Consider the following 22,155-nt stretch of genomic DNA (forward strand, 5'->3'; position numbering starts at 1 on the left):
GCCGGCGGAAAGCCGAAGGTGGCAACGCTCTTTAAGGTCCGGACGTTCAGGAACTCCACAGGTCCGGCCGAGCCGAACCACCGCTCCGAGCCGGGTGCCACGGCTCAGCGGAACCCGTGCCGGCACAACGGTTGCCGCGTCGATCGCCTGCCTTGAGACGCCGGGCTCGACGGCTGTGCTCAACGTCGCTCTTTTGCCTTCGTGATGGCCGGTTCGGACCGAAGGCTGGTTTCGGTCAACACTGAAGCTACTGAGAATGCTGCGCCAGCAGGCCGTCGATGATCACCCGGAGCTTCCAGGACGCCCGGTCGCCGCCCCCACCGCCGGTCAGCAGCGGCGCGAGCGCGTGGATCGTCGGGTACTCCTCCGGCGACAGCGAGCGGTAGACGGTGTCGAGCCGGGCGGAGAACTCAGCGGACATCACGGCCGCCGTCGCGCGTCCCGGTTCGGCGGTGCGCCGCAACTCGCGCTGGGCGCGGAGCCGGGCGGCGATCTCCAGCGCGGACGACGCGATGTACTGGCCGAGCAGGTCGGCGGCCAACGCGCACGCGGCGTCGTCGACGCCGCCGAGCCGGAGCAGCCGGAGCATCTCCTCCATCACCCGGAGGGTGTGCGGTCCGGTCGGCACGTCGACCAGGGCGACGGACGCGATGTCGTCGTGAGAGCCCAGCGTGGCGACGATCCGGTCCACCAGCACCTCCAGGCGCGCGCGCCAGTCGCCGTCGGCCTCGTCAGGCAGGACCACCTCGCCCACGGCCAGGTCGTAGGCCAAGGCCATCAGCTCGCGGCGGTCGCGGACGTAGACGTAGAGCGACGCCGGTCCGGTCTCCAGGGCCAGGGAGACGCGCCGCATGCTCACCGCCTCGAAACCCAGTTCGTCGACCAGGGCGAGCGTCGTGGCGACGATCGCGTCCAGGCTCAGCGTGGACTTCTCGGGACGGGCACGAGGAGTGGCGGGCACAACGCGAACCCTACCTTGACGAACACCGTTCGCTAGTGCAGGGTTCTTCACGAACACCGTTCGTGAAGAACCAGGAGCCCGGATGACCACCACCAGTCCCCCGACCACCACCCACCCCTGGCGCTGGCGCGTCCTCGCCGTCGTGCTGCTCGCCGAGATCATGGACCTGCTCGACTCGACGGTGATGACCGTCGCCGCCCCCTCCGTCCAAGCCGGACTCGGCGGTGGCGCGGCCACCCTCCAGTGGCTCACCGCCGGGTACACGCTCGCGTTCGGCGTGCTGCTGGTGGTGGGCGGGCGGCTCGGTGACCGCTGGGGCCGCCGACGGCTGTTCATCCTCGGCGCCGTCGGCTTCACCGCCGCCTCCGCGCTGTGCGCGCTCGCCCCGTCCCCCGAGGTGCTGATCGCGGCACGGGTGGCGCAGGGCGCGTTCGGCGCGCTGATGATCCCGCAGGGCTTCGGCGTGCTTGCCTCGGTGTTCGGCCAGGACGAGCGCGCCAGGGCGTTCTCGCTGTTCGGACCGGTCATGGGCCTCGCGGCGATCGGCGGGCCGATCTTCGCCGGCGGCCTGATCTCACTCGACCCCGGCGGCCTCGACTGGCGGTTGGTCTTCCTGGTCAACCTGCCGATCGGAGCGCTGGTCGTCGCGGGCGCGCTGCGCTGGATGCCCGCCGACAGCGGGGATGCCGCCGTCCGGATCGACCCGATCGGGGCCGTGCTGGTCGCGGCCGGATCAGCGCTCCTGGTGCACCCGCTCATCCAGGGTCGCGAGGCGGGCTGGCCGTGGTGGACGTTCGCCGAACTGGCCGCCGGGGTCGTGGCGTTCCTGGCGCTGGGCCGCCGTCAGCGCACCAGCCCGTCGCCGATCCTGGTGCCGAGCCTGCTGCGCAAGCGGGCGTTCGTCAGCAGTCTCGTCGTCGCCGTCTCGTTCTTCACCGGGGTCGGCGGGCTGACACTGGTGCTGTCGCTGCACCTCCAGCTCGACCTGGGGCACTCCGCGCTGGGCACGGCGCTGGCCCTGTCGCCGATGGCGGTGGGCATCGTGCTCAGCTCGATCGCCGCTCCCGCGCTGGCGGGCAGGCACGGCCGGTCGGTGCTGCACCTCGGCCTCGGTGTGGAGGCGGTCGGCGTGCTCGGCCTGGCCGCCGTCGTGGCCGCCCACCACCCCGCGTGGGCGCTGCTGGTCCCGACCCTGGTCGTGGGTCTCGGGTTGGGGCTGCTGTTCGGCACGCTGATCCAGTCGGTGCTGGCGGCTGCCTCCCCCGCCGAGGTCGGCAGCGCTTCCGGCGCGCTCAACGCGGTGCAGCAGCTCGCGACGGCGTTGGGCGTCGCCGTGCTCGGCACGCTGTTCTTCACCACCGGACTGGTGGCGGGTCTGCTGGTCGTCATGGCCCTGTGCCTGGTCAGCGCCGCACTGGTCGTCCTTCTTCCCCGGTCAGGAGTGTCGTCGTGAAGGTCGTCGTCTTGGGTGCCGCCGGGCGTACCGGTCGTCTCGTGGTCGAGGAGGCGGTGCGCGCGGGTCATGAGGTGACGGCGGCGGTGCGCTCGCCGGCAGCGTTCACCGGCGGCGGTCTCGTCGTCCGGGCGGACGTGCGCGACCCGGACAGCGTGCGGGCGGCCGTGGCGGGGCACGACGTCGTGGTCTCGGCCATCGGCCCCTCGGGCAGGCACGCGCACGGCCTGTACTCGGACTGCGCCCGCGCGCTGGTGTCGGCGGACGTCGACCGGGTCGTCGCCATCACCTCGGGCGGCGTCCGCGACGACGACCCGAACTTCTCGTTCTGGTACCGCCACCTCGTCCGTCCACTCGCGAGGGACCTCTACGGCGACATGCGGCTCATGGAGGCGGTCCTCCGCGACTCCCGTGCCGAGTGGACGTTCGTCCGCCCCGCCCGGCTGCTCGACGAGGAGCCGACCGGCGTCTACCGGGTGCTCGACGGTGAGACCCCGAAGGGTGGCTGGCAGGTCCCGCGCGCCGACGTGGCCCGATTCGTGGTCGAGGAGTTGGACGCCCGCCGGTGGTCGAAGGCGGCACCGACCATCGCCCGGTGAATCGCGTACCCCGAAAAGACCCCGTTCAGTGATGAACAGCCCCTATCGGAACGCCAGCGTCATCCACAAGTTTGTCCTCGACGGTACAAAACCCGACTCCCGGTAACGCCGGGGACACCTTTGCATCAATTCCCACTCTTCGCCGCACCGGTGTGGTTTCATCGCGGAACTACCACTCCCGAGTGGCGGCGACGGAAATCCGTTTATCACGGAATACCGCCGGGAATCCGCCCATCAGCGCACTTCTCGTCACCGCCGATGCGAAGGAGTTCCGATGGCACGGATGACCGCCGCGGTAGCCGCACTCGTCCTGACGAGTGCTATCGGAGTTCCGGCCCACGCGGATCCGGCCGACACGGCGATCCTGACGAGTTCCACCATTCCGACGAGCACCGAGATCCCGACGGGGTCGGTGGATCCGGTCACCACGACGGACCCCCCGACCCCCGCGGCTTCGGCGGACCCGATCACCCCGACCACCGCGGCGGTCCCCACGACCACGACCACACCCACCAGCTCAGCCGACCCCACCACCACGACCGGCCCGACCACCCTGACCGGCACCACCACCATCATCACCACCACCGTCACGACCGCCCCGACCGGTCCGACCACCACGACCGGCTCCACGACCTCGACCGGCCTCACGACTCCCACGGGCCCGTCCCGTCCCGAAGGCGACCCCGGCAAGGCCCAGTCGTTCTGGCTGCACCTGGACAGCTCGCCCATCAGCGACAGCGAGATCACCCAGCACGCGAAGAAACTGGCCTACGTCGTGCTCAACGCGTGGGAAGGCAACCTCTCGGCGAAGTTCAAGAAGGCGAATCCGGCGATCAAGGTCTTCGTGTACAAAGACCTGTCGTCGACGCGGAGCTACGCGTGCCGCAACGGCGCGGACGACAAGCAGATCCCGACCGGCGTCGGGTACTGCGAGGCGGCGTCGCACCCCGAGTGGTTCCTCACCGACACCCGCGGAAAGCGGTTCGAGTACAGCGGGTACACCGGCCATTGGCAGATGGACGTCGGCAACGCGGAATACCGGAGGCGGTGGGGCGACAACGTCATCGCGAGCGTCAAAGCGGGCGGTTTCGACGGTGTGCTGATGGACAACGCCCTGTTCGGGTGCGACACCTACCACGACGGCCGGTGCCCGAAGGCGTACCAGACCGACCAGGCGTTCCAGGTGGCGTACCAGGGGATGTTCGCCGCCCTCCGCCCCAGGTTCGCCGCCGCGGGCATCCTCACGGTGGCGAACCTGGCGAACGCCCGCCTGTACCCCGGCACCTGGAACGCCTACACCGAGTACCTCGACGGCGGCTTCGACGAGTGGTGGGTCGCGTTCAGCGGGACCAACCTGCTGCCCGCGGGAGCGGACGGGTGGACCAGCCAGGCGGAGCAGATCGCCTCGAACGAGGCGCGCGGCAAGATCACCTGGGTGCAGCCGCACCTCTCCCCCGGTGACCACCGGGCCTTCCGGTACGCGCTGGCCAGCTACTTCCTGGTCAAGGGCGGCAAGAGCGCCATCGCCGAAACGGTCGGCACGGACAACTACGGCGACCTCGCTCCGCAACGCCCGGAGTACGGGTGGGACCTCGGCAAGCCGACCGGGCCGTACAAGTCGGTCGGCAAGAACCTGCTCCGCCGCGACTTCGCCTGCGGCGCGGTCGTGGTCAACACCAACAAGACCGGCGCGGGCCAGTTGAAGGTCGACCTCGGCCGGACGTACTCCGACGAGCAGGGCTCGTCGGTGCTGTCGATCTCACTGGGCGGCACGACCGGCTCGGTCCTGCGAAAACCGTGCACGGCCGCGTCAAGCCAGTGACGCCCCGGCGCACACGACGAGCGTCTGGCCGGTCATGTTCCGCGCGTCCGGCCCGAGCAGGAACAGCACCGTCCCCGCGATCTCGGCCGGGTCGATCAGCGCCCCCATCGGCGGTAGTCGGGGAGGTGTGGCGGCCCGGCCGGGATCGCGCAGCATCGGGGTGTCGGTCGGACCGGGTGCCACGACGTTGACGGTGATGGCCCGCCCAACCAACTCCGAGGCCCACGACCGCGCGAGACCCACCAGCGCGGCCTTCGTCGCGGCGTACTGACTCTTGCCCGGCACACCCGTCATGGTGCGGCTGCCGATCAGCACCACGCGAGCGCCACGCGGCATCCGGTCGACGGCGGCATCGACCAGAACGGTGGCCGCCTCCACGTGCACCCGCCACATGTCGGCCCCGTCCGGTGTGGACAGTGATCCGAGCGGCGCGGAACGCTGGAGCCCGGCCGCGTGCACGACGGCGTCCACAGCGGACAGCGACCGCACGGCCGACCGCAGCGCGGGCGGGTCCCCCAGGTCGACGGGGTGCCACGTGAGCAGGTCGTGGCGCAGCGGCGGTTCGCTCCGGCTGAGTCCGGTCACGGCCCAGCCCTCGGCCAGCAGCCTGCGCGCGGTGGCGAGCCCGATGCCGGAGCTGACGCCGGTGACCAGGGCGTGCCGGGTCACCGGATCCACGAGACGGGCACGCGGACGTGCTCGATCGTCTGCCGGAAGTAGGTGAACGCGATGTCCAGCGCCCCGTCGGCGGCCTGGTGGATCGACGGGTAGGAGAACTCGCGGTTGAGGCCGTCGCGGGAGTTGTTGGTCAGGCAGTAGCCGTCGCCGACCTCGATGTTCCGGCGCACCGGCCACGTCAGCCCGCCGTCGGACGACAGCGCGACGGTCATCGGCGCGCGGGGAGCGCCCCAGAACGCGGTGCCGAACTCCTCCGGCACCGCCGCCTGCTCGGCGAGCCCGTCGTCGTCGATCTCGTCGTACAGCGACAGCCTGCGTTCGGTGGCGTCGCGAGCGCTGCTGTCGTTGAACACCACCGCGAGCCGGTCGTCGACCAGCCGGACGACCTGGACGGACGAGTTGTTGTTCGGCAGGTCCGGCACCGGCTGGGGCGCGGTCCACGTCTCGCCGTCGTCGGCGGACGTGGAGCGGTACACGAAGTCGGCCCACCGGCTGCGGTAGAACGCGGCGAGCGTGCCGTCGGGCAGCGGCACCACGTTCATGTGCACTCGCCCCGTGCTGTCCGGCACGGCCGACTCCCGCCAGGTCACCCCGGTGTCGTCGGAGATCAGCACGGCACTGGTGTCCTGGTCCCCCACCCACTTCCGGCCCGGCACGGACACGCAGTGGAACACCGGCAGCAGCCACCGGCCGGAGTCCAGCACCACGATCGGCTGACGGACGAACACCCCACCGGTGTCGCTGGCCGGGATCAGCGTCGCGGTCGGGCCCCACGTGCGGCCGCCGTCGGACGAGATCCGACGGCGCACCTCGGACGTGTCCTGGTTGCCGGCGATCTGCGCGGTCCACAGCAGCCAGACGTCGCCGCCGGGCGCGACGAACAGCACCGGGTTCTGCTCGGACCGGGTGCCGTCGTCGGAGAGCCGGACGGGCGCGGACCACGTGTCCGCGCCGACGGGCAGCCGGGAGAACCAGACGCTGATGTCCGGCACCCCCTCCTGGGTACCGCCGAACCACACGCAGCCGAGGTCGCCACCGGCGGGCAGCGTGGCCAGGTTCGCGGCGTGGTTCTGCACGGCGGGAGCGGGCAGCATCGCGTCCGACCGCTCCGGGTCGTCGGCACGGGGCCGCAGGACTCCGTCGAACGCGACGGCCGACACCGTCACGACTCGCCCAGCGAAGCGGCGAGGTGGGCGGCGGCGGACGCCTCCAGGTGCGTCAGGTCCGAGGAGATCGACGCGAACGTGTACCCCTCGGCCAGCCGCTTCGCGGCCGTGGCGCCGTCCGGGGTGTGGATGCCCCCCGCGATCCCGGCCGCGGCGGCGGCTTCGCGGACGCGGGTCAGCGCCGCCTCGAACTCCGCCGCGAGCGCCGGGTCGCCGGGGAAGGACCCGCCGAGCGCGAGCATCAGGTCGGACGGGCCGACGTACACGCCGTCCAGACCGGGGGTCGCGCAGATCTCCTCGACGTTGGCCAGGCCCTGCGCGGTCTCGATCATCACCAGCACGACCGTCGAGGCGTTGGCGTCCGCCGGGGTGGGGCCGATCCGCAGCGCCGACCGCATGGGCCCGTAGGACCGCTTGCCCTCCGGGCCGTACTTCGCCGCGGCCACCGCGGCGGCGGCGTCCGCCGCGGTGTCGACCAGCGGCACGATCACGCCACCCGCTCCCGCGTCCAGCGCCCGGCCGATGGGCGTGGCGTCGTTCGCCTCGACCCGCACCAGGCCGGTGGACGCGCCGCCCGCGTCGATCGCGGTCAGCCCGGAGAGGAGGCCCGAGTAGCCGAGCAGGCCGTGCTGGCCGTCGAGGCACACGTAGTCGTAGCCGAGGCGGGCGATCCGCTCGGTCGCCACGGGCGCGTCCAGGACGCACCAGTAGCCGAGCACCCGTTCACGGGCACGGATCTTGCGGGCGAACTCGCTCGCGGACATTCCAGCTCCTCCAGGGGTTTCAGCGGTTGTAGGCGGGCATGGGGCCGCGCAGGGCGGCCCCGACCTCGTCGCACGCGGCCAGCACGTCGGCGGGCAGCGGACCGGCGGAGGCGGCCTCGACGTTGGCGACGAGGTGTTCGACGCGAGAGCCGCCGAGCAGCACCGAGCCGACGTCGGCCTGGCTGAGCAGCCACCGCAGCGACAGCTCGGTCAACGGGATCCCGGCGCCCGCGGCGACACCCGACAGCGCGGAGACGGCCGCGAACAGCCGGTCGTCCCAATACCGCTGGGTGTACATCGCGGCCAGCCGGGAGTCTCCGAACCGGCCCTCGCTCGGCTTCTCCTCGAACGTGTGCCTGCCGGTCAGCAGTCCACCGCCGAGCGGGTTGTAGACGACGGTGAGCAGCCCCGTCACGCGGGCGAACTCCAGGTACTCGTCCTCGACCCGACGGGCCAGCAGGTTGTAGAGCTGCTGCGCCGCGACGGGCCGGGGCACGCCCTGCGCGTCGCACTCGCGGTTCAGCTCGGCAATCTGCCACGCGGCGAAGTTGGACACCCCGATCGCGGAGATGAGCCCTTCGGCGATCGACTTGCCGAGTTCGGCGACCGTCTCGGCGATCGGCGTCGACCGGTCGGGCTGGTGAAGGTAGAAGAGGTCGACGTGGTCGACGCCGAGCCGCTCCAGGCTGCCCCGCAGGGACTTGCGCAGGCCGATCGCGGACAGCGGACCGACGCCCTCGGCGTCGGGGTGCGGGATGCCGGCCTTGGTCGCCAGCACGACGCGGTCGCGGCGGCCGGGCAGCAGGCCGCGCAGGATCTCCTCCGACGCGCCGCCCGCGTAGCCGTTCGCCGTGTCGACACCGGTGATCCCGGCGTCGAGCGCCGCGTCCAGCATGCGGCGCGCGCCGTCGGCGTCGACGGTGTCGCCGAACGTCATCGTGCCCAGCACCAGCCGGGACAGGGCGAACGAGCTCACGCGGGGATCTCCTCTCGGGCCGTGACGAACGAGCGCGGCTTGCGCCCGGTCATGGCGGTGGGGTCGAGCGCGGCCCGGCGCAGCGCACGGGTGTACGGCTCCTTGGGAGCGGCCAGCACGTCTGCGGTGGGACCGGACTCGACGACCTTGCCCGCTCTCATCACCACCACGTCCGCGCTGATCTGCCTCACCACGCCCAGGTTGTGCGAGATGACGATGCAGGTCAGGCCGGTGTCGCGCTGGAGGTCCTCCAGCAGCGCCAGCACCTGCGCCTGCACAGACACGTCGAGCGCACTGGTCGCCTCGTCGCACACCAGCAGTTCGGGGCTGCTGGCCAGTGCCCGCGCGATGCCGATCCGCTGGCGCTGGCCGCCGGAGAACTCGGCGGGGCGCCGCTCCAGCGCGCTGGACGGCAGGCCGACCCGGTCGATCAGCTCGGCGGCCTGCGCCCTGCGGTCCGCCGCGGAGCGGACTCCGCGCAGCCGCAGCGGTTCCGCGACGATGTCCTGCGCGTTCAGGTGCGGGTCCAGGGAGGCGTACGGGTCCTGGAACACCATCTGCACGCGTGAGCGCAGCGGGCGCATGCGCCGTTCCGACAGGCCCGCGATGTCCGTGCCGTCCAGGAGGATCTCGCCGGAACTCGGCTTGAGCAGCCGCACGATCGCGCAGGCGATGGTGGACTTGCCGCAACCGGATTCACCGACAATGGCCAGCGTCCGGCCCCGGTGGACGGTGAAGCTGACGTTGTCGACCGCGCGGAACGAACCGCCGCGGACGTGGTACTCCACCACGAGGTCGCGCACGTCGAGCAGCGGAGTGGTCATCGGTCTCCTCCGGCGGTGTCGTCCTCGTCCCACGGCCCCAGCACGGGCACGGCGGACAGCAGCTTGCGGGTGTACTCGTGGCTCGGGTGGTCCACGACGGACTCGACGTCGCCGGACTCGACGAACCGGCCGTCGCGCATCACGTGGATGCGGTCGGACACCAGCCGCGCCACGCCCAGGTCGTGGGTGATCATCAGGATGCCGATGCCGGTGCTCTCCTGGAGTTCCAGCAGCAGCCCCAGGATTCCGGCCTGGACGGTCACGTCCAGCGCGCTGGTCGGCTCGTCGGCCACCAGCAGCCGGGGCTCCCCCGCCAGCGCGATGGCGATCAGCACCCGCTGGAGCATCCCGCCGGACAACTGGTGCGGGTAGCGACCGAGCTGGTCGGCCGAGCGCGGCACGTGGACCAGGTCCAGCAGTTCCACGGCCCGCGCCTCGGCAGCGTGCTTGGCGAGGTCCGGCTTGCGCAGCCGCACGGCCTCGACCAGTTGCCGCCCGATCGTGTGCACCGGGCTGAGCGCGGTCATGGGGTCCTGCGGGATCAGCGACACGGTCCGCCCGCGCACACCGCGCAGGGCCTTGGGATCGGCGATGACGTCGGTGTCGCCGAAGCGGACCGAGCCCGACAGGACGGCCAGGTCGTCCGGGAGCAGGCCGAGCACGGCCATCGCCGTGGTCGACTTGCCCGAGCCGGACTCACCGATGACGGTCACGGTCTCGCCTTCGCCGATGGTGAAGCTGACGCCGTCCACGGCGCGGACGACACCCCCGGCGGTGATCAGCTCGACCTGGAGGTCCTCGACGTCCAGCAGCGCGGTGCTCACGAGGTGCTCGCCTTCCGACGGCGCGCGCGGTCGCGGAGGCCGTCTCCCAGCAGGTTCACGCCCACGACGAGGGCGACGATGACGAGGCCGGGCAGGGTGACCATCCACCAGGAGGTGGTGATGTAGTCCTGCCCGTCGGAGATGATCCGACCCCAGGTGGCGAACGGCCGCTGCGGACCGGCGCCGAGGTAGGACAGCGCGCTCTCCAGCAGCACCGCCTGCGCCAGCAGCAGGAGCACGACCAGGCTGGCCTGCTTCACGACGTTCGGCAGCACGTGCCGCAGCAGGATCGCGAACCGGTGCAGGCCCAGCACCCTGGCGGCGGCCACGTATGGCTTCTCCCGCTCCACCAGCACGAGCGACCGGGTCAGCCGGGCGACCTCGGGCCACTGCGCGATGGCGATGACGAACGTGATGACCGGGATGGACGGTCCGAACAGCGCCACCACGAGGAGCAGCATCATCAGCAGCGGCAACGACAACTGCGCTTCCAGCAGCCGCGACACGACCGTGTCGATCCACCCGCCGAAGTACCCGGCCGCCGCGCCGAGCACGACGCCGATCACACCGGACACCACGACCGCGAGCAGGCCGACGAGCAGCGACACCTGGCCGCCGTGCAGGACGCGGGACAGCAGGTCGCGGCCGAGCTGGTCGGTGCCGAACAGGTGCCCGTCGGTGAACGGCGCCAGGCGGCGGCTCGCGAGGTCCTGCTGGTCGGGGCCGGGCAGCGGCAGCACGCGGGCCAGCGCCACGGGGATGACGACGATCAGCGTGCAGACCAGTCCGGCCCACAGCTTGAGCTTCGAGCCCCGGCGCTGGCGGGTGACCTTGGCGCGGGCCAGGTGCTTCGCGGTGACGGCGCTGGGTCTGGGCTCGGACCGCTGCACGCGGGCCGGTCCGGGGTGGGTGGTGCTCACGCGGACACCTTCTTCCCGAGGCGCACCCGCGGGTCGAGCAGCGGGTAGGCGAGGTCGACCAGGAGTTGGACGGTGACGGCGAGCGCCGCCGTGACGAGGACGGTGGCCTGGATCAGCGGGTAGTCGCGCGTTTCGAGCGCGCGGACCACCAGCGAGCCGACCCCCGGCCAGGCGAACACGACCTCCACGACGACCACGCCGTTCAGCATGGACGCGAAGCGCGTTCCCAGCGCGGTGACGACCGGGATGGACGAGTTGGTCATGGCGTACCGCCACACCAGCGCCCGTTCCGACACCCCGCGCGAGCGGGCGACCGTGAGGTAGGGGGCGGTGAGGTTCTTGGCCATCTCGCTGCGCACCAACCGCGAGATGAGGGCGATCTGGAGGATGGCGACCGTGAGCGCGGGCAGCACCAGGCCGCCCCACGTGGCGAAGCCGGACGCCGGGAGCACCGGGATCAGCACCGCGAAGACCGTGAGCAGCATGATGCCGCTCCAGAAGTCCGGCATGGACTGACCGGCGATCGTCACGACGTTCGCGCCGAGCTCGCGGGTCGTGTCGGCGCGGCGGGCCATCCACACGCCCAGCGGGACGGACACGACCGTGGTGATCAGGATCGCGGCGACCGCGAGGGTGATGGTGAACGGCAGCCGCTCCAGCACCACGTCCAGCGCGGGCGAGCGGAAGGAGTAGCTCGTACCGAGGTCGCCGGTGAGGATGCCCTTGAGAAACAGCAGGTACTGCTCGACCACGGACCGGTCGAGGCCGAAGGAGGCGCGGATCTTCGCCAGGTCCTCGGTCGTGGCGAGCGGACCCGCGTACGCGGCGGCCGGGTCGCCGGGCGCCATGCGGATCAGCACGAACACGGTGGAGATCGTGAGGAACACCGTGAGGACGCTCTGGCCGAGGCGCTTGAACAGGTAGGGCGCCACCGGTCAGCCCTCCAGTCGCGCGGACGCGAGGTCGTAGGAGTTGGTGGGCGCGAGCGAGATGTCGCCGACCCGGTCGCGGCTGGCGAGCACGGCGTTCGGCACGAACGCCCACAGGCACGGCCAGGTCGCCCACACGGCCTTCTGCGCGTCGCTGAGCAGTTGCGCGCGGCGGGCCGCGTCGGGTTCGGCGGAGGCGTCGGCGATCTGCGCGGCGATCGACGGGACCACGTAGCCCTGGTAGGTGTCGCGGGTCTGCTCCTTCTCCGGGGTGCCCGCGTACATGCCTTGCAGGATGCTCACGGCCAGGCCCGTCGGGCTGGAGAAGCCGTTGCCGAGCACGTCCCAGTCGCCCGCCTTGCCCTGCCGCCACGACAGGATGTCGCCGCCGGGCTCGAACTGCTGGAGCGTGGAGCGCACGCCGACCTGGCCGAGCATCTGGAGCACGGCCTCCATGACGGAGGTGTCGCTGGCGAACTCGCCGCTCTCCCAGATGATCTTCAGTTCGAGGTCGCGCACGCCCAGCGCGTCGAGCCGCTGCTTGGCCTGCTGGGGGTCGTAGACGTACTCGCCCGTCTTGACCGCGCCCTCCAGCCCGGTCGGCACGACGCCGTCCGCCTGGGTGACCGAGCCGACGAGGACGTCCTGGACCAGCGCCCGGCCGTCGATGGCGTAGGTCAACGCCTCGCGCACCCTCGGGTCGGCCAGCGGGTGGCCCTGCGGCTTGCGGAAGTTGTAGAAGAGCTGGTTGATGCGGGTGCTCGGGGTGCGGGTGATCCGCACGCCCGGCAGGCCAGCGAGCTGGTCGGCCGAGTCCGGGGTGATCGAGTCGATCACGTCGACCTCGCCGCTGCGCAGCGACACGACCCGGCTCGACTCCTCGGGCACGAACCGGACCTGCACGTTCGGCACGCGCGGCTTGGTGCCCCAGTAGTTCTCGTTGACCGCGAGGGAGTAGTTGCCGGTGCCGCGGTTGCCGGAGCGCATCACGTACGGGCCGGAGCCGATGCCCTCCTGCAACTCCTCGGGGCGGTTGCTCCCCGAAGGGGTGACCAGGATGTTCGCCATCAGGTAGTCCAGGACCGGGATGGGCCGCTCGGTCTGGAGCACGAACGTGGCGTCGTCGACCGGCACGACGGTGGGGAATTCGGAGAAGAAGCCCGCGATGAACGACCCGTTCACCTGCTGGTACATCTCCAGCGCGGTGGTGACGTCCTGGACCGTGACCGGCGAGCCGTCCGAGTAGCGCACACCGTCGCGCAGGTGCACCGTCCACTGCGTGGGCGCTGTCAGCTCGAACCGGTCGGCCAGCACGAGCCGGGGCTTCAGGTCCTGGCCGACCATCGTGAGCGCCTGGCGGACGCCGCGCTGGACGGTGACGGCCGCGTCGAACTGGTTCAGCTTGTTGTCCAGGCTGATCAGCGAGCGGTTGAGCGCGAGGGTCAGTGTGCCGGGACCGGGGGTCCCGGTGGGACCGGCGCACGCGTTCAGCAGCGGGCCCAGCGTCACGCCCGCTCCGGCTATCGCACCCCATCTCAACAGGGTGCGGCGGGAGAGCTCCGGGCCGCTTCCGGATCGGGTCATCGTCGACCTCTCACAGTGCTCGGGGGATTCGGCGCTGCGGCCCTGCACGGCCGGGGTCACCGGTGTTACCCGAGCCACAGTGGCACGGTCTGCACGTTTCGCGCAAGTCCTCTGGCATTTTCAGCGCGTTCTGTGCAATCCTTTCGTCACAGCGTTGCCGAGGAGGTGGGTCAGAAGTGCCGAATGTCCTTGTTGTCGCTGATGATCTGTCCGGGGCGGCCGAGGTGGCGTCCGTGATCCCGATGCGCACAACGCGCAACCTGGTGCTGCTCGGCGTGGACGCCACGTTGCCGGTGGATGACCGGGAGGTGATCGTCGTGGACCTCGACACGCGCTCCGGGCCCGCTCCGGCTGCCGAGGCGGAGACCGCGCGGGCCGTCGCCACCCTCGGCGCGTCCCGGCAGGTGTTCGTCAAGGTCGACTCGCAGCTCCGCGGCCACGTCGCCGCGGCCGTGCGCGGCGCGGGCGGCTTCGCCGTCGTGTGCCCCGCGCTCCCCCGTCTCGGCCGGGTCGTGCGCGGCGGCGTCGTGCACCTGGACGGCGTGCCGCTGCACGAGACGGACGCGTGGCGGGTCGAGCCCGTGCCACCACCGCGGTCGATCGCCGACCTGCTCGCGCTCGAACCCGTCCGGGTGATTCCGCTGACCGAGGTGCGCGGCCCCGAACTGGTCGCACGGTTGCGCGCGATCCGCGCGGAGGGCGCCGTCGCCGTGTGCGACGCGGAGACCGACGCCGACCTCGACCTGATCGCGGCAGCCGGGACGTCGATCAGAGCCGTGCTGGTGGGATCAGCCGGGCTCGCCGCCGCGCTCGGCCGCGAAGACCACTCGTTCGTGGAGGTTCCCGCGCCCGGTGACGGCGTGCTTGTCGTCGTCGGCTCGGCGGCGGCCTCGGCGCAGGTCGAGCACCTCCGAGCGGCGGGCGCGCACGTCGTCGCGCTGAACCCGACCACGTTGGCCCCGGTTCTCCCCCACCCGGCAGACCTGGTCGTCCTGACCATCGACGCCGCCGCCGGGATCGTGCCCGGAGCGGCCCGCACACTGGTCGCCGCGCTCGCCGACACGGCCGCGGCAGCCGCGCGCTCGTCCACCTCCGACCTCGTCCTCACCGGAGGCGAGACCGCCCGAGCGGTCCTCGACCGGCTCGGCGTCACCCGGCTCACCGTCCACGGCCCCCTCCCCGGCCACCACGGGGCGGTCCTCAGCACCACACCCGACGGCCGCAGGGTCGTCACCCGGCCGGGCAGCTTCGGCACACCCGGCTCACTCACCGACATCGCGGCCGCGCTGCGGTCCGACCACGAACGCCACGGAGGCAGTCACGTGAGCACCACCAGTCCCGACACCCGCCCGTACATCGCCGTGACCATGGGCGACGGCGCGGGCATCGGCCCAGAGGTCGTCGTCGGCGCGCTGCTCGACGAAGGCCTCGCCACCGAGTGCCGTCCGGTGGTGGTCGGCGACGCCGCCCGGTTGCGACTGGGCGCGGAGGCGCTCGGCGTGACCGCCGACGTCGTCACGGTGGAGTCGGTCGAGGACGCCGAGTTCGTGCCCGGCCGGGTCAACGTGATCGACCTCGGGCTGCTGCCCGCCGACCTCCAGTGGGGCGAGCTGTCCGCCGTCGCGGGCGACGCCGCGTTCCACTACATCCGCGTGGCGGCCGAGTTGGCGATGTCCGGCGAGGTGCAGGGCATCTGCACGGCGCCGCTGAACAAGGAGGCCCTGCACGCCGGCGGCCACGTCTACCCCGGCCACACCGAACTCCTCGCGCACCTGACCGGGACCGAGGAGGTGTCGATGATGCTGTCGACGCCCAAGGTCAAGGTCATCCACGTGACCACGCACATCGGCCTGGTGGACGCCATCCGCAAGATCGAGCCCGGTCTCGTCGAGCGCACCGTCCGGCGCGGTCACGAGGCGCTGGTCCGCGCGGGCGTCCCGGCACCCAAGATCGGCGTGTGCGCGATCAACCCGCACGCGGGCGAGAACGGCCTGTTCGGCCAGGGCGAGGAAGCGGAGAAGATCACGCCCGCCATCGAGGTGCTCCAGGCGGCGGGCATCGACGCGCGCGGCCCGCTGCCCGCCGACACCGCGTTCTTCCTCGCCGGGCGCGGCGACTACGACCTCATCGTCGCGATGTACCACGACCAGGGCCACGGCCCGGTCAAGGTGCTCGGCATCGAGGCGGGCGTCAACATCACCGTCGGCCTCCCGGTGATCCGCACGTCGGTCGACCACGGCACGGCGTTCGACATCGCGGGCAAGGGTGTGGCGGACATCCGCAGCATGATCGAGGCGCTGCACCAGGCGGCCCGCATGTCGCCCAGCCCCGCCGCGGTGCCCGCCTGAAGATAGTGTTCGGACGCTCGGACAACGACGGCACCGGAGGCAGCGCATGGCGGGGATGCGGACGAACGACCGTCGCGAAGAGATCGTCCGGATGGCGACGACGACGGGGCTCGCCAGCGTGGACGAGCTCGCCATCACGTTCGAGGTCACAGCGTCGACGATCCGCCGCGACCTCGCGCGACTGACCGACGAGGGCAGGGTGGCGCGCACGTACGGCGGCGCGATAGCCCTGATGGTGCACCAGGAGCTGTCGGTGCGGCAGCGGATCCTGGAGGCGTTCGCCGAGAAGGCCGCCATCGCGAAGTGGGCGGCCTCGGAGGTCAAGTCCGGCGAGACGGTCCTGCTGGACTCGGGCACGACCGTCGGCGCGCTCGCGCACGAGCTGCGGAACGTGCCGAAGCTGACCGTGGCCACCACCGGGCTGACCGCGTTGCAGGAACTGGCGGGTTCCGAGTCGGTGCACGTGGAGTGCCTCGGCGGCACGCTGCGGCACCTCAGCCAGGGGTTCGTCGGCCCGCTGACCGAGGCCGCGCTGGAACGCATGACGTTCGACCGCGCCTACCTCGGCGCGGACGCCGTCACGCCGGAGAACGGCCTGTGCGAGGCGGACCTCCAGCAGACCAGGCTGAAGGAGCTGATGATGCGCCGGGCGGACGAGGTGTACGTGCTGGCCCACGCCGAGAAGCTCGGCCGCAGCCCGTTCCACTCGTGGGTCCGCATGCCGTCCCGCTGGACCCTGGTCACCGACGACAGCGTCGACCCCCGCCTGGTCGACCAGTTCACCAAGCGCGGCGCGCAGGTGGTGACGGTGGACCCGAACGAGGACTAGGTCCTGCTCCGCCGTGGCTTGTCACCTTCGCCGTGTCCGGGGGATCACCTCTGTGAGCCCCCGGCGATGGAACGGTGATGGATGAACGAGAACGAGTGGTTGGCCGCGCGGTTCGAGGAGCACCGAGACCGGCTGCGCGCGGTGGCGTACCGGATGCTCGGCTCGGCGGCCGACGCGGACGACGCCGTCCAGGACGCCTGGCTGCGGCTGAGCCGGTCCGACGCGGACGAGATCGACAACCTCGGCGGATGGCTGACCACCGTCGTCGCCCGTGAGTGCCTGCACGTGCTGCGCTCCCGCCGACGCCGCCGGGAGGACCCGTTCACCGCGCACCTGCCCGACCTGGTCGTCATCCCGGACGGGGACCTCGACCCCGAGCAGGAGGCGGTGCTGGCCGACTCGGTGAGCCTGGCCCTGCTCGTCGTGCTCGACCAGCTCTCCCCCGCCGAACGGGTGGCGTTCGTGCTGCACGACCTGTTCGGCCTGCCCTTCGACGAGGTGGCCCGCGTCGCGGGCCGCACCCCGGCTGCCGCGCGGCAGCTCGCCAGCCGGGCCCGACGCCGGGTGCACGACGCCCGGATCCCACCGCCTGGCCAGGATCTGGCGCGCAAGAGGCAGGTCGTCCGCGCCTTCTACGCAGCCGCGTGGACCGGCGACTTCGACGCCCTGGTCCAGGTCCTCGACCCCGATGTCGTGCTGCGCACCGACTTCGGCGCCTCGCGGCCACCCACCGTCGTTCGCGGCGCGCACGCCGTGGCCAAGCAGGCGCGCGCGCCGCACGACGGTCAACTACGTCCTGTCCTGGTCAACGGCGCGATCGGAACGGTGATCACCCGCGGCGGGCGGCCGTTCTCCGTCATGGCCTTCACCGTGACGGAGGACAGGATCGTCAGGATCGACGTGGTCCGCTCTTGACCGGCCGTGGCGCAGTCAGGACAGGGATTCGAGGTACTCCCGCACCTCCGGCTTCTTGAAGTACCGCGCCCACCCCGCGGGCCGCGCCTCGAACCCCGGTTCGGTGGCGGTGTGGTCGGCACCGTGCTCGACCAGCAGCCGCGTGATCGCCAACTCACCTGCCGCCGCCGCGTGGTGCAGGGCGGTGGCGCCCGCGGCGGTGACCCCGTTGACGTCGAAACCGAGTTCGACCAGCAGCCGGACGGCGGGCCAGGCGCGCGCTTCGGCCATCCGCGTCACCAGGTCCCCGTGCCGATCACGCAGTCCCGGATCGGCGGCCAGCATCGATCGCACCGTCGCCTCGTCCGCGGCCTCGACGGCGTCTTCGAACTTCATCGTGTCCTCCTCGTGTGGTCGCACTCGTACCCATGAGCCCGGACGACGCCTCGATGTGACGTCGGCCCGGTCGATCGACGGCACGACCACGCACCATCCCCTCCAAGAGGACCCTGGTCGCATGACCACTCCTGCTTGGACGACCGCCGACATGCCGGACCAGACCGGACGGACGGTCGTCGTGACCGGCGGCAACAGCGGACTCGGCTTCGAGACGTGCAAGGCGTTCGCGGAGCGCGGCGCGACGGTGGTCATGGCCTCGCGTGACGAGGAGCGCGGCCGGGCGGCGGCCGGGCGGCTGAGTGGGCGGGTGGACGTGCTGCGGCTGGACCTGGCCGACCTCGATTCCGTGCGCGCGTTCGCCGCCGAGATGGCGGGGCGTGGGTCGCCGGTCGACGTGCTGGTGAACAACGCGGGGATCGGGATGGCCGCGCACTCCCTGACCGCGCAAGGGGTCGAGTCGCAGTTCGCGGTGAACCACCTGGGGCACTTCGCGTTGACCGGTCTGCTGCTGCCGCTGCTGCGGCGAGGGACCGGGGCGCGGGTGGTGACGGTCAGCTCGAACGCCTACCGGCACGGGTCGATCGACTTCGACAACCTCTCCGGGGAACGGTCCTACAGCGCGCCCAAGTTCTACGAGCAGTCCAAGGTCGCCAACGTGGTGTTCGGCATCGACCTGGACCGGCGGCTGCGGGCGGCCGGGGTGCCGGTGGCGAGCCTGGTGGCGCATCCCGGTTTCGCCGAGACGAACCTGCCGAACTCCAGTGGCGGCGGGTTCGTCGCGTTCGTGCTGAAGCTGGGGAACTCGTGGATCGCGCAGCCCGCCGAGCACGGCGCGTGGAGCCAACTGCACGCCGCCACCGCGCCCGGCGCCGAGGGCGGGCAGTTCTACGGGCCTGGTCCGCGGACCTGGATGCGCGGCCACCCGGTCCTGCTCCACCCCGGTCCCGCGCTCACCGATCCGGAGACCGCCCGACGGCTGTGGGACGTGTCCACCGAGCTGTCGGGCGTCGTTTACCCGTTCCGACCTTGACACTGTCACGATTGCAGTGTCACCATTACCCCATGTGGACCATCGACGAGCTCGTGGAGCGGGTAGGCGCGGCGCTGACCGCGGAATACCCCGGCGCGCCCAACGGCCGGGTCCGCGACGTGCCCGATCGGCGCGCCGTCCGGTGGTACGCCACCACGGGCCTGGTGGACAGACCGTCCGCGATGAGGGGGCGGACCGCGCTCTACGAGACCCGTCACCTGCTGCAACTCGTGGCGGTGAAGAGACTCCAGGCGGACGGGCGCACGCTCGCCGAGATCCAGGCCGAGCTCGCAGGCGCCACCGACGACCGGTTGGCGGCGGTCGCCCGTGTCCCCGAGGGGCTGCTGCCGGGGGGTGAACAGCCCCTCGAGGACACGGCGCGGCCCAGGTTCTGGGCCACCCCGCCGACCTCGGGATCGAGTTCCGACCCGGCCTGGGACGTCGGCCGCACCAGTCCGAGCGTGACGGTCGACGTGGCACCGCCCGCCGCGCTCACCGGGGTGGTGCTGCCGGGTGGCGTGGTGCTGCTGGTGCCCGGCACGCCCTCCCCCGCCGATCGGGTCGCCATCGCCACTGCGGCGCGGCCTCTGCTCGACCTGCTCTCCACCCGTGGCCTCACCGATGAAAGGGACTCGTCATGACCTTCTCGATCGCTCCGATGGACGTGTCCGAACTCGACCGGATCGGCCGGGTCGCGGGTGAGGGCGGGGTCGGCGCGCTGCGCACCGAACGCGGAAACCTGCCCCTGGAGCGGATAGACGTGCGGGCGGCGGTCACCGGGCTGGTCGGGCGGGTGGTGTTGACGACGGATTTCGTCAACCCGCACGACACCGCGCTCGAGGCCACGTATGTGTTCCCATTGCCCGACCGCGCGGCCGTGACGGGCATGACGATGACCGCCGACGGGCGCACCGTGGAGGCGGAACTCCAGGAGCGGGGTGCGGCGAGGCAGCAGTACGACGAGGCCATCGCGGCGGGGAAACGGGCATCGATCGCCGAGGAGGAAAGACCTGATGTGTTCACGATGCGCGTCGGGAACATCCTGCCGGGCGAGCGGGTCAGCGTCGCGCTGACGCTGGTGGGGCCGCTGGTGTTCGAGGACGGGGCGGCGACGTTCCGGTTCCCGCTCGTGGTGGCGCCGCGGTACGTGCCTGGCACTCCCCTGTCCGGCGAGTCGGTGGGCGACGGCCACGCGCAGGACACCGACCAGGTGCCGGATGCGTCGCGGATCACGCCTCCGGTGCTGCTGGCCGGTTTCCCCAACCCGGTGCGGCTGTCGATCGGGGTCGAGGTCGACCCGGCCGGGTTGGAACTCGGCGAGGTGCGGTCGAGCCTGCACGCCGTGAACCAGGAGGGGAACCTGATCACGGTGGTGCCCGGCGAGCGCGCGGACCGGGACTTCGTGCTGCGCCTGGTCTACGTGGGCCACGGCTCGGCGGCGGTGTGCGTGCCGGACGAGCCCGACGGCGCGGAGGGCACCTACCAGGTGACGGTGCTGCCGCCGGAGTCCGTCGCGCCGGTGCGACCTCGGGACGTGGTGCTGCTGCTCGACCGCTCGGGCAGCATGCACGGCTGGAAGATGGTCGCCGCGCGGCGGGCGGCCGCGCGGATCGTGGACACGCTGACGGCGGACGACCGGTTCGCGGTGGTGACGTTCGACCACGAGGTCGGCCACCCGGAAGACTTGGGCGCAGGGCTGGTCCCGGCGACGGACCGCAACCGGTACCGGGCCGTCGAGCACCTGGCGGGCGTGCAGGCCCGTGGTGGCACGGAACTCCTGGCGCCGATCCGCGACGGCCTGGGGCTGCTCGGGCGGTCGGACGATCAGCGCGACCGCACGCTGGTGCTGGTGACGGATGGCCAGGTGGGCAACGAGGACCAGATCCTGCACGACATCGCGCCGCTCGTCGGGCGGACGCGGGTGCACGCGGTCGGGGTCGACACGGCGGTCAACGCGGGCTTCCTGGGGAGGCTCGCGGCGACCGGCGCCGGGCGGTGTGAACTGGTGGAGAGCGAGGACAGGCTGGACGACGCCATGGAGCACATCCAGCGCCGCATCGCCGCGCCCGTCGTCACCGAGGTCGTGCTGACCGCGGACGGGGTGTCGTTCGTGGACGAGTCGGCTCGCCCGACAGCGATCTACCCCGGTGTGCCGCTGGTCGTGTCCGGCCGGTACCGAGGTGAGGCGTCCGGCTCGTTCACCGTGCGCGGTCGCACGCGGGACGAGCAGGCGTGGGAAGCCGTGGTGCCCGCGGTGGTCCGGGCCGAGCCCGCGATCACCGCCCAGTGGGCGCGGTCGGAGTTGCGGCGCTTGGAAGACGCGTACGTGGCGGGGAACTCCGGGTTGGAGTCGACGATCGTGTCGACGTCCTTGAAGTTCGGGGTGCTGTGCCGCTTCACCGCGTTCGTCGCGGTCGACTCGGAGGTCGTGTCGGACGGCACCGTACACCGCGTGGTGCAGCCCGTCGAACTACCCGCCGGCTGGGAGTCCGCGCCACCGGTCCAGGCGATGTCGTTCGGTGCACCGCAGTTCATGGTCCGCGCGCCGGCGAACATGCCACTCGCGGCTCCGGCCCCCTCCTTCGGAGCACCACCATCCGCACCGATGCCCGTACCCTTCGCAGGCGGGGCACCCGCAGGTCCGCCACCCCCACCCGCAGCCGCCCCGAAGCGCCGATCCGCTCCGGCCAGGACGGGCAACGCCCAGCCCGAGTCGCTGCGAATCCTGCCGGACAACGGCCTCGCCGACCTCACCGCGATCGTGGCGACCGAGGCGGGTCGACTACGGGACGCCGAAGGCCTACCCGCCTACGAACGCCGCGACCTGCTGGCAGATCTGGCCAGCAGACTGGACACCCTGCTGGCCCGTCTGACCGGCCCCGTGTACGAGCCGCTACGACGACTAGTGGCGGGCCTGCTAGCGGGCGGCGACGTGAACGCCCTCTGGACCAAGGCCCGTCAGGTACTCGACGAGTTCGCCCAGACCAAGTCCACGACGAACAGCTCAACACCAGACGAGTCCACCCCAAAGCGCCGCACATCCTTCTGGCGCCGCTGACACACCGGCCGGTCTGCCGGATCCCCAACCGGACTCCGGCAGACCTCCTTCCCCACAGGGCAAGGTCTCCGGCAGTCGGCTTAGCAACCCCGCACCA

The 22,155-nt window shown here is 71.8% G+C and carries 20 protein-coding genes; 9 read left to right on the forward strand and 11 right to left on the reverse strand.

The window, feature by feature from the left end:
- Positions 1–247: 247 nt before the first annotated feature.
- Complete coding sequence (locus tag NZH93_RS16880) at positions 248–961, reverse strand: TetR/AcrR family transcriptional regulator (protein ID WP_259624043.1); 714 nt, start codon at positions 959–961, stop codon at positions 248–250.
- A gap of 82 nt (positions 962–1,043) precedes the next feature.
- Between NZH93_RS16880 and NZH93_RS16885 the strand changes: the two genes are divergently transcribed.
- The 3 genes from NZH93_RS16885 to NZH93_RS16895 all read left to right on the forward strand — a co-directional run bounded on the left by NZH93_RS16885 (position 1,044) and on the right by NZH93_RS16895 (position 4,835).
- Positions 1,044–2,414 (forward strand): MFS transporter, encoded by a 1,371-nt coding sequence (locus tag NZH93_RS16885; RefSeq protein WP_259624044.1) that lies wholly within the window; start codon positions 1,044–1,046, stop codon positions 2,412–2,414.
- Positions 2,411–3,013, forward strand: a complete 603-nt coding sequence (locus NZH93_RS16890) for an NAD(P)-dependent oxidoreductase (RefSeq protein WP_259624045.1) — start codon at positions 2,411–2,413, stop codon at positions 3,011–3,013. The genes NZH93_RS16885 and NZH93_RS16890 overlap by 4 nt, the downstream gene beginning before the upstream one ends.
- A 274-nt stretch (positions 3,014–3,287) precedes the next feature.
- Positions 3,288–4,835, forward strand: a complete 1,548-nt coding sequence (locus NZH93_RS16895; protein ID WP_259624046.1) for a putative glycoside hydrolase — start codon at positions 3,288–3,290, stop codon at positions 4,833–4,835.
- On the opposite strand, the gene NZH93_RS16900 is transcribed toward NZH93_RS16895, so the two are convergent.
- From NZH93_RS16900 to NZH93_RS16940, 9 genes are read right to left on the reverse strand one after another with little or no spacing between them, the layout of a single operon-like run.
- Positions 4,824–5,504, reverse strand: coding sequence for an SDR family NAD(P)-dependent oxidoreductase (locus NZH93_RS16900; RefSeq protein WP_259624047.1), 681 nt, complete (start codon positions 5,502–5,504; stop codon positions 4,824–4,826). The two genes, NZH93_RS16895 and NZH93_RS16900, sit on opposite strands and share 12 nt — an antisense overlap.
- On the reverse strand, positions 5,501–6,679 hold the full coding sequence (locus tag NZH93_RS16905) for a sialidase family protein (RefSeq protein ID WP_259624048.1): 1,179 nt from the start codon (positions 6,677–6,679) through the stop codon (positions 5,501–5,503). Before NZH93_RS16905 ends, NZH93_RS16900 begins: the two co-directional genes overlap by 4 nt.
- Positions 6,676–7,443 carry an HpcH/HpaI aldolase family protein gene (locus NZH93_RS16910; RefSeq protein ID WP_259624049.1) on the reverse strand — a complete coding sequence of 256 codons (768 nt, stop codon included), beginning with the start codon at positions 7,441–7,443 and terminating at the stop codon, positions 6,676–6,678. Before NZH93_RS16910 ends, NZH93_RS16905 begins: the two co-directional genes overlap by 4 nt.
- A gap of 19 nt (positions 7,444–7,462) precedes the next feature.
- The gene (locus tag NZH93_RS16915) at positions 7,463–8,419 is read right to left on the reverse strand and encodes an aldo/keto reductase (protein WP_259624050.1); all 957 of its coding nucleotides are present in this window, start codon (positions 8,417–8,419) and stop codon (positions 7,463–7,465) included.
- Positions 8,416–9,243 carry an ATP-binding cassette domain-containing protein gene (locus NZH93_RS16920; RefSeq protein WP_259624051.1) on the reverse strand — a complete coding sequence of 276 codons (828 nt, stop codon included), beginning with the start codon at positions 9,241–9,243 and terminating at the stop codon, positions 8,416–8,418. The genes NZH93_RS16915 and NZH93_RS16920 overlap by 4 nt, the downstream gene beginning before the upstream one ends.
- The gene (locus tag NZH93_RS16925; protein WP_259624052.1) at positions 9,240–10,067 is read right to left on the reverse strand and encodes an ABC transporter ATP-binding protein; all 828 of its coding nucleotides are present in this window, start codon (positions 10,065–10,067) and stop codon (positions 9,240–9,242) included. The genes NZH93_RS16920 and NZH93_RS16925 overlap by 4 nt, the downstream gene beginning before the upstream one ends.
- Positions 10,064–10,987, reverse strand: coding sequence for an ABC transporter permease (locus tag NZH93_RS16930; RefSeq protein ID WP_259624053.1), 924 nt, complete (start codon positions 10,985–10,987; stop codon positions 10,064–10,066). The genes NZH93_RS16925 and NZH93_RS16930 overlap by 4 nt, the downstream gene beginning before the upstream one ends.
- A complete protein-coding gene (locus NZH93_RS16935) occupies positions 10,984–11,919 on the reverse strand; it encodes an ABC transporter permease (protein WP_259624054.1) in 936 nt (311 codons plus the stop codon). Before NZH93_RS16935 ends, NZH93_RS16930 begins: the two co-directional genes overlap by 4 nt.
- 3 nt (positions 11,920–11,922) lie before the next feature.
- Positions 11,923–13,500: an ABC transporter substrate-binding protein gene (locus NZH93_RS16940; RefSeq protein ID WP_259624055.1), complete on the reverse strand. Its 1,578-nt coding sequence runs from the start codon at positions 13,498–13,500 to the stop codon at positions 11,923–11,925.
- Between the two features lie 176 nt (positions 13,501–13,676).
- On the opposite strand from NZH93_RS16940, the gene pdxA reads away from it, so the two are divergent.
- The 3 genes from pdxA to NZH93_RS16955 all read left to right on the forward strand — a co-directional run bounded on the left by pdxA (position 13,677) and on the right by NZH93_RS16955 (position 17,592).
- Positions 13,677–15,848: a 4-hydroxythreonine-4-phosphate dehydrogenase PdxA gene (gene pdxA, locus NZH93_RS16945; RefSeq protein ID WP_259624056.1), complete on the forward strand. Its 2,172-nt coding sequence runs from the start codon at positions 13,677–13,679 to the stop codon at positions 15,846–15,848.
- A 55-nt stretch (positions 15,849–15,903) separates the two neighbouring features.
- A complete protein-coding gene (locus tag NZH93_RS16950) occupies positions 15,904–16,677 on the forward strand; it encodes a DeoR/GlpR family DNA-binding transcription regulator (protein ID WP_259624057.1) in 774 nt (257 codons plus the stop codon).
- A gap of 81 nt (positions 16,678–16,758) precedes the next feature.
- Positions 16,759–17,592: a sigma-70 family RNA polymerase sigma factor gene (locus tag NZH93_RS16955; protein ID WP_259624058.1), complete on the forward strand. Its 834-nt coding sequence runs from the start codon at positions 16,759–16,761 to the stop codon at positions 17,590–17,592.
- 15 nt (positions 17,593–17,607) lie between these two features.
- Here NZH93_RS16955 and NZH93_RS16960 read toward each other — a convergent pair whose 3' ends face one another.
- On the reverse strand, positions 17,608–17,967 hold the full coding sequence (locus NZH93_RS16960) for an ankyrin repeat domain-containing protein (protein WP_259624059.1): 360 nt from the start codon (positions 17,965–17,967) through the stop codon (positions 17,608–17,610).
- A gap of 121 nt (positions 17,968–18,088) precedes the next feature.
- Here NZH93_RS16960 and NZH93_RS16965 point away from each other — a divergent pair, with 121 nt between their 5' ends.
- The 3 genes from NZH93_RS16965 to NZH93_RS16975 are packed head-to-tail and all read left to right on the forward strand — an operon-like array spanning position 18,089 to position 22,058.
- Positions 18,089–19,000, forward strand: a complete 912-nt coding sequence (locus tag NZH93_RS16965; RefSeq protein ID WP_259624060.1) for an oxidoreductase — start codon at positions 18,089–18,091, stop codon at positions 18,998–19,000.
- Positions 19,001–19,032: 32 nt separating this feature from the next.
- Positions 19,033–19,641 carry a MerR family transcriptional regulator gene (locus tag NZH93_RS16970; protein ID WP_259624061.1) on the forward strand — a complete coding sequence of 203 codons (609 nt, stop codon included), beginning with the start codon at positions 19,033–19,035 and terminating at the stop codon, positions 19,639–19,641.
- Positions 19,638–22,058 (forward strand): VIT domain-containing protein, encoded by a 2,421-nt coding sequence (locus NZH93_RS16975; protein WP_259624062.1) that lies wholly within the window; start codon positions 19,638–19,640, stop codon positions 22,056–22,058. Before NZH93_RS16970 ends, NZH93_RS16975 begins: the two co-directional genes overlap by 4 nt.
- Positions 22,059–22,155: the final 97 nt, after the last annotated feature.

The sequence above is a fragment of the Umezawaea endophytica genome (assembly GCF_025061645.1).
GTDB classification, from domain to species: domain Bacteria; phylum Actinomycetota; class Actinomycetes; order Mycobacteriales; family Pseudonocardiaceae; genus Umezawaea; species Umezawaea endophytica.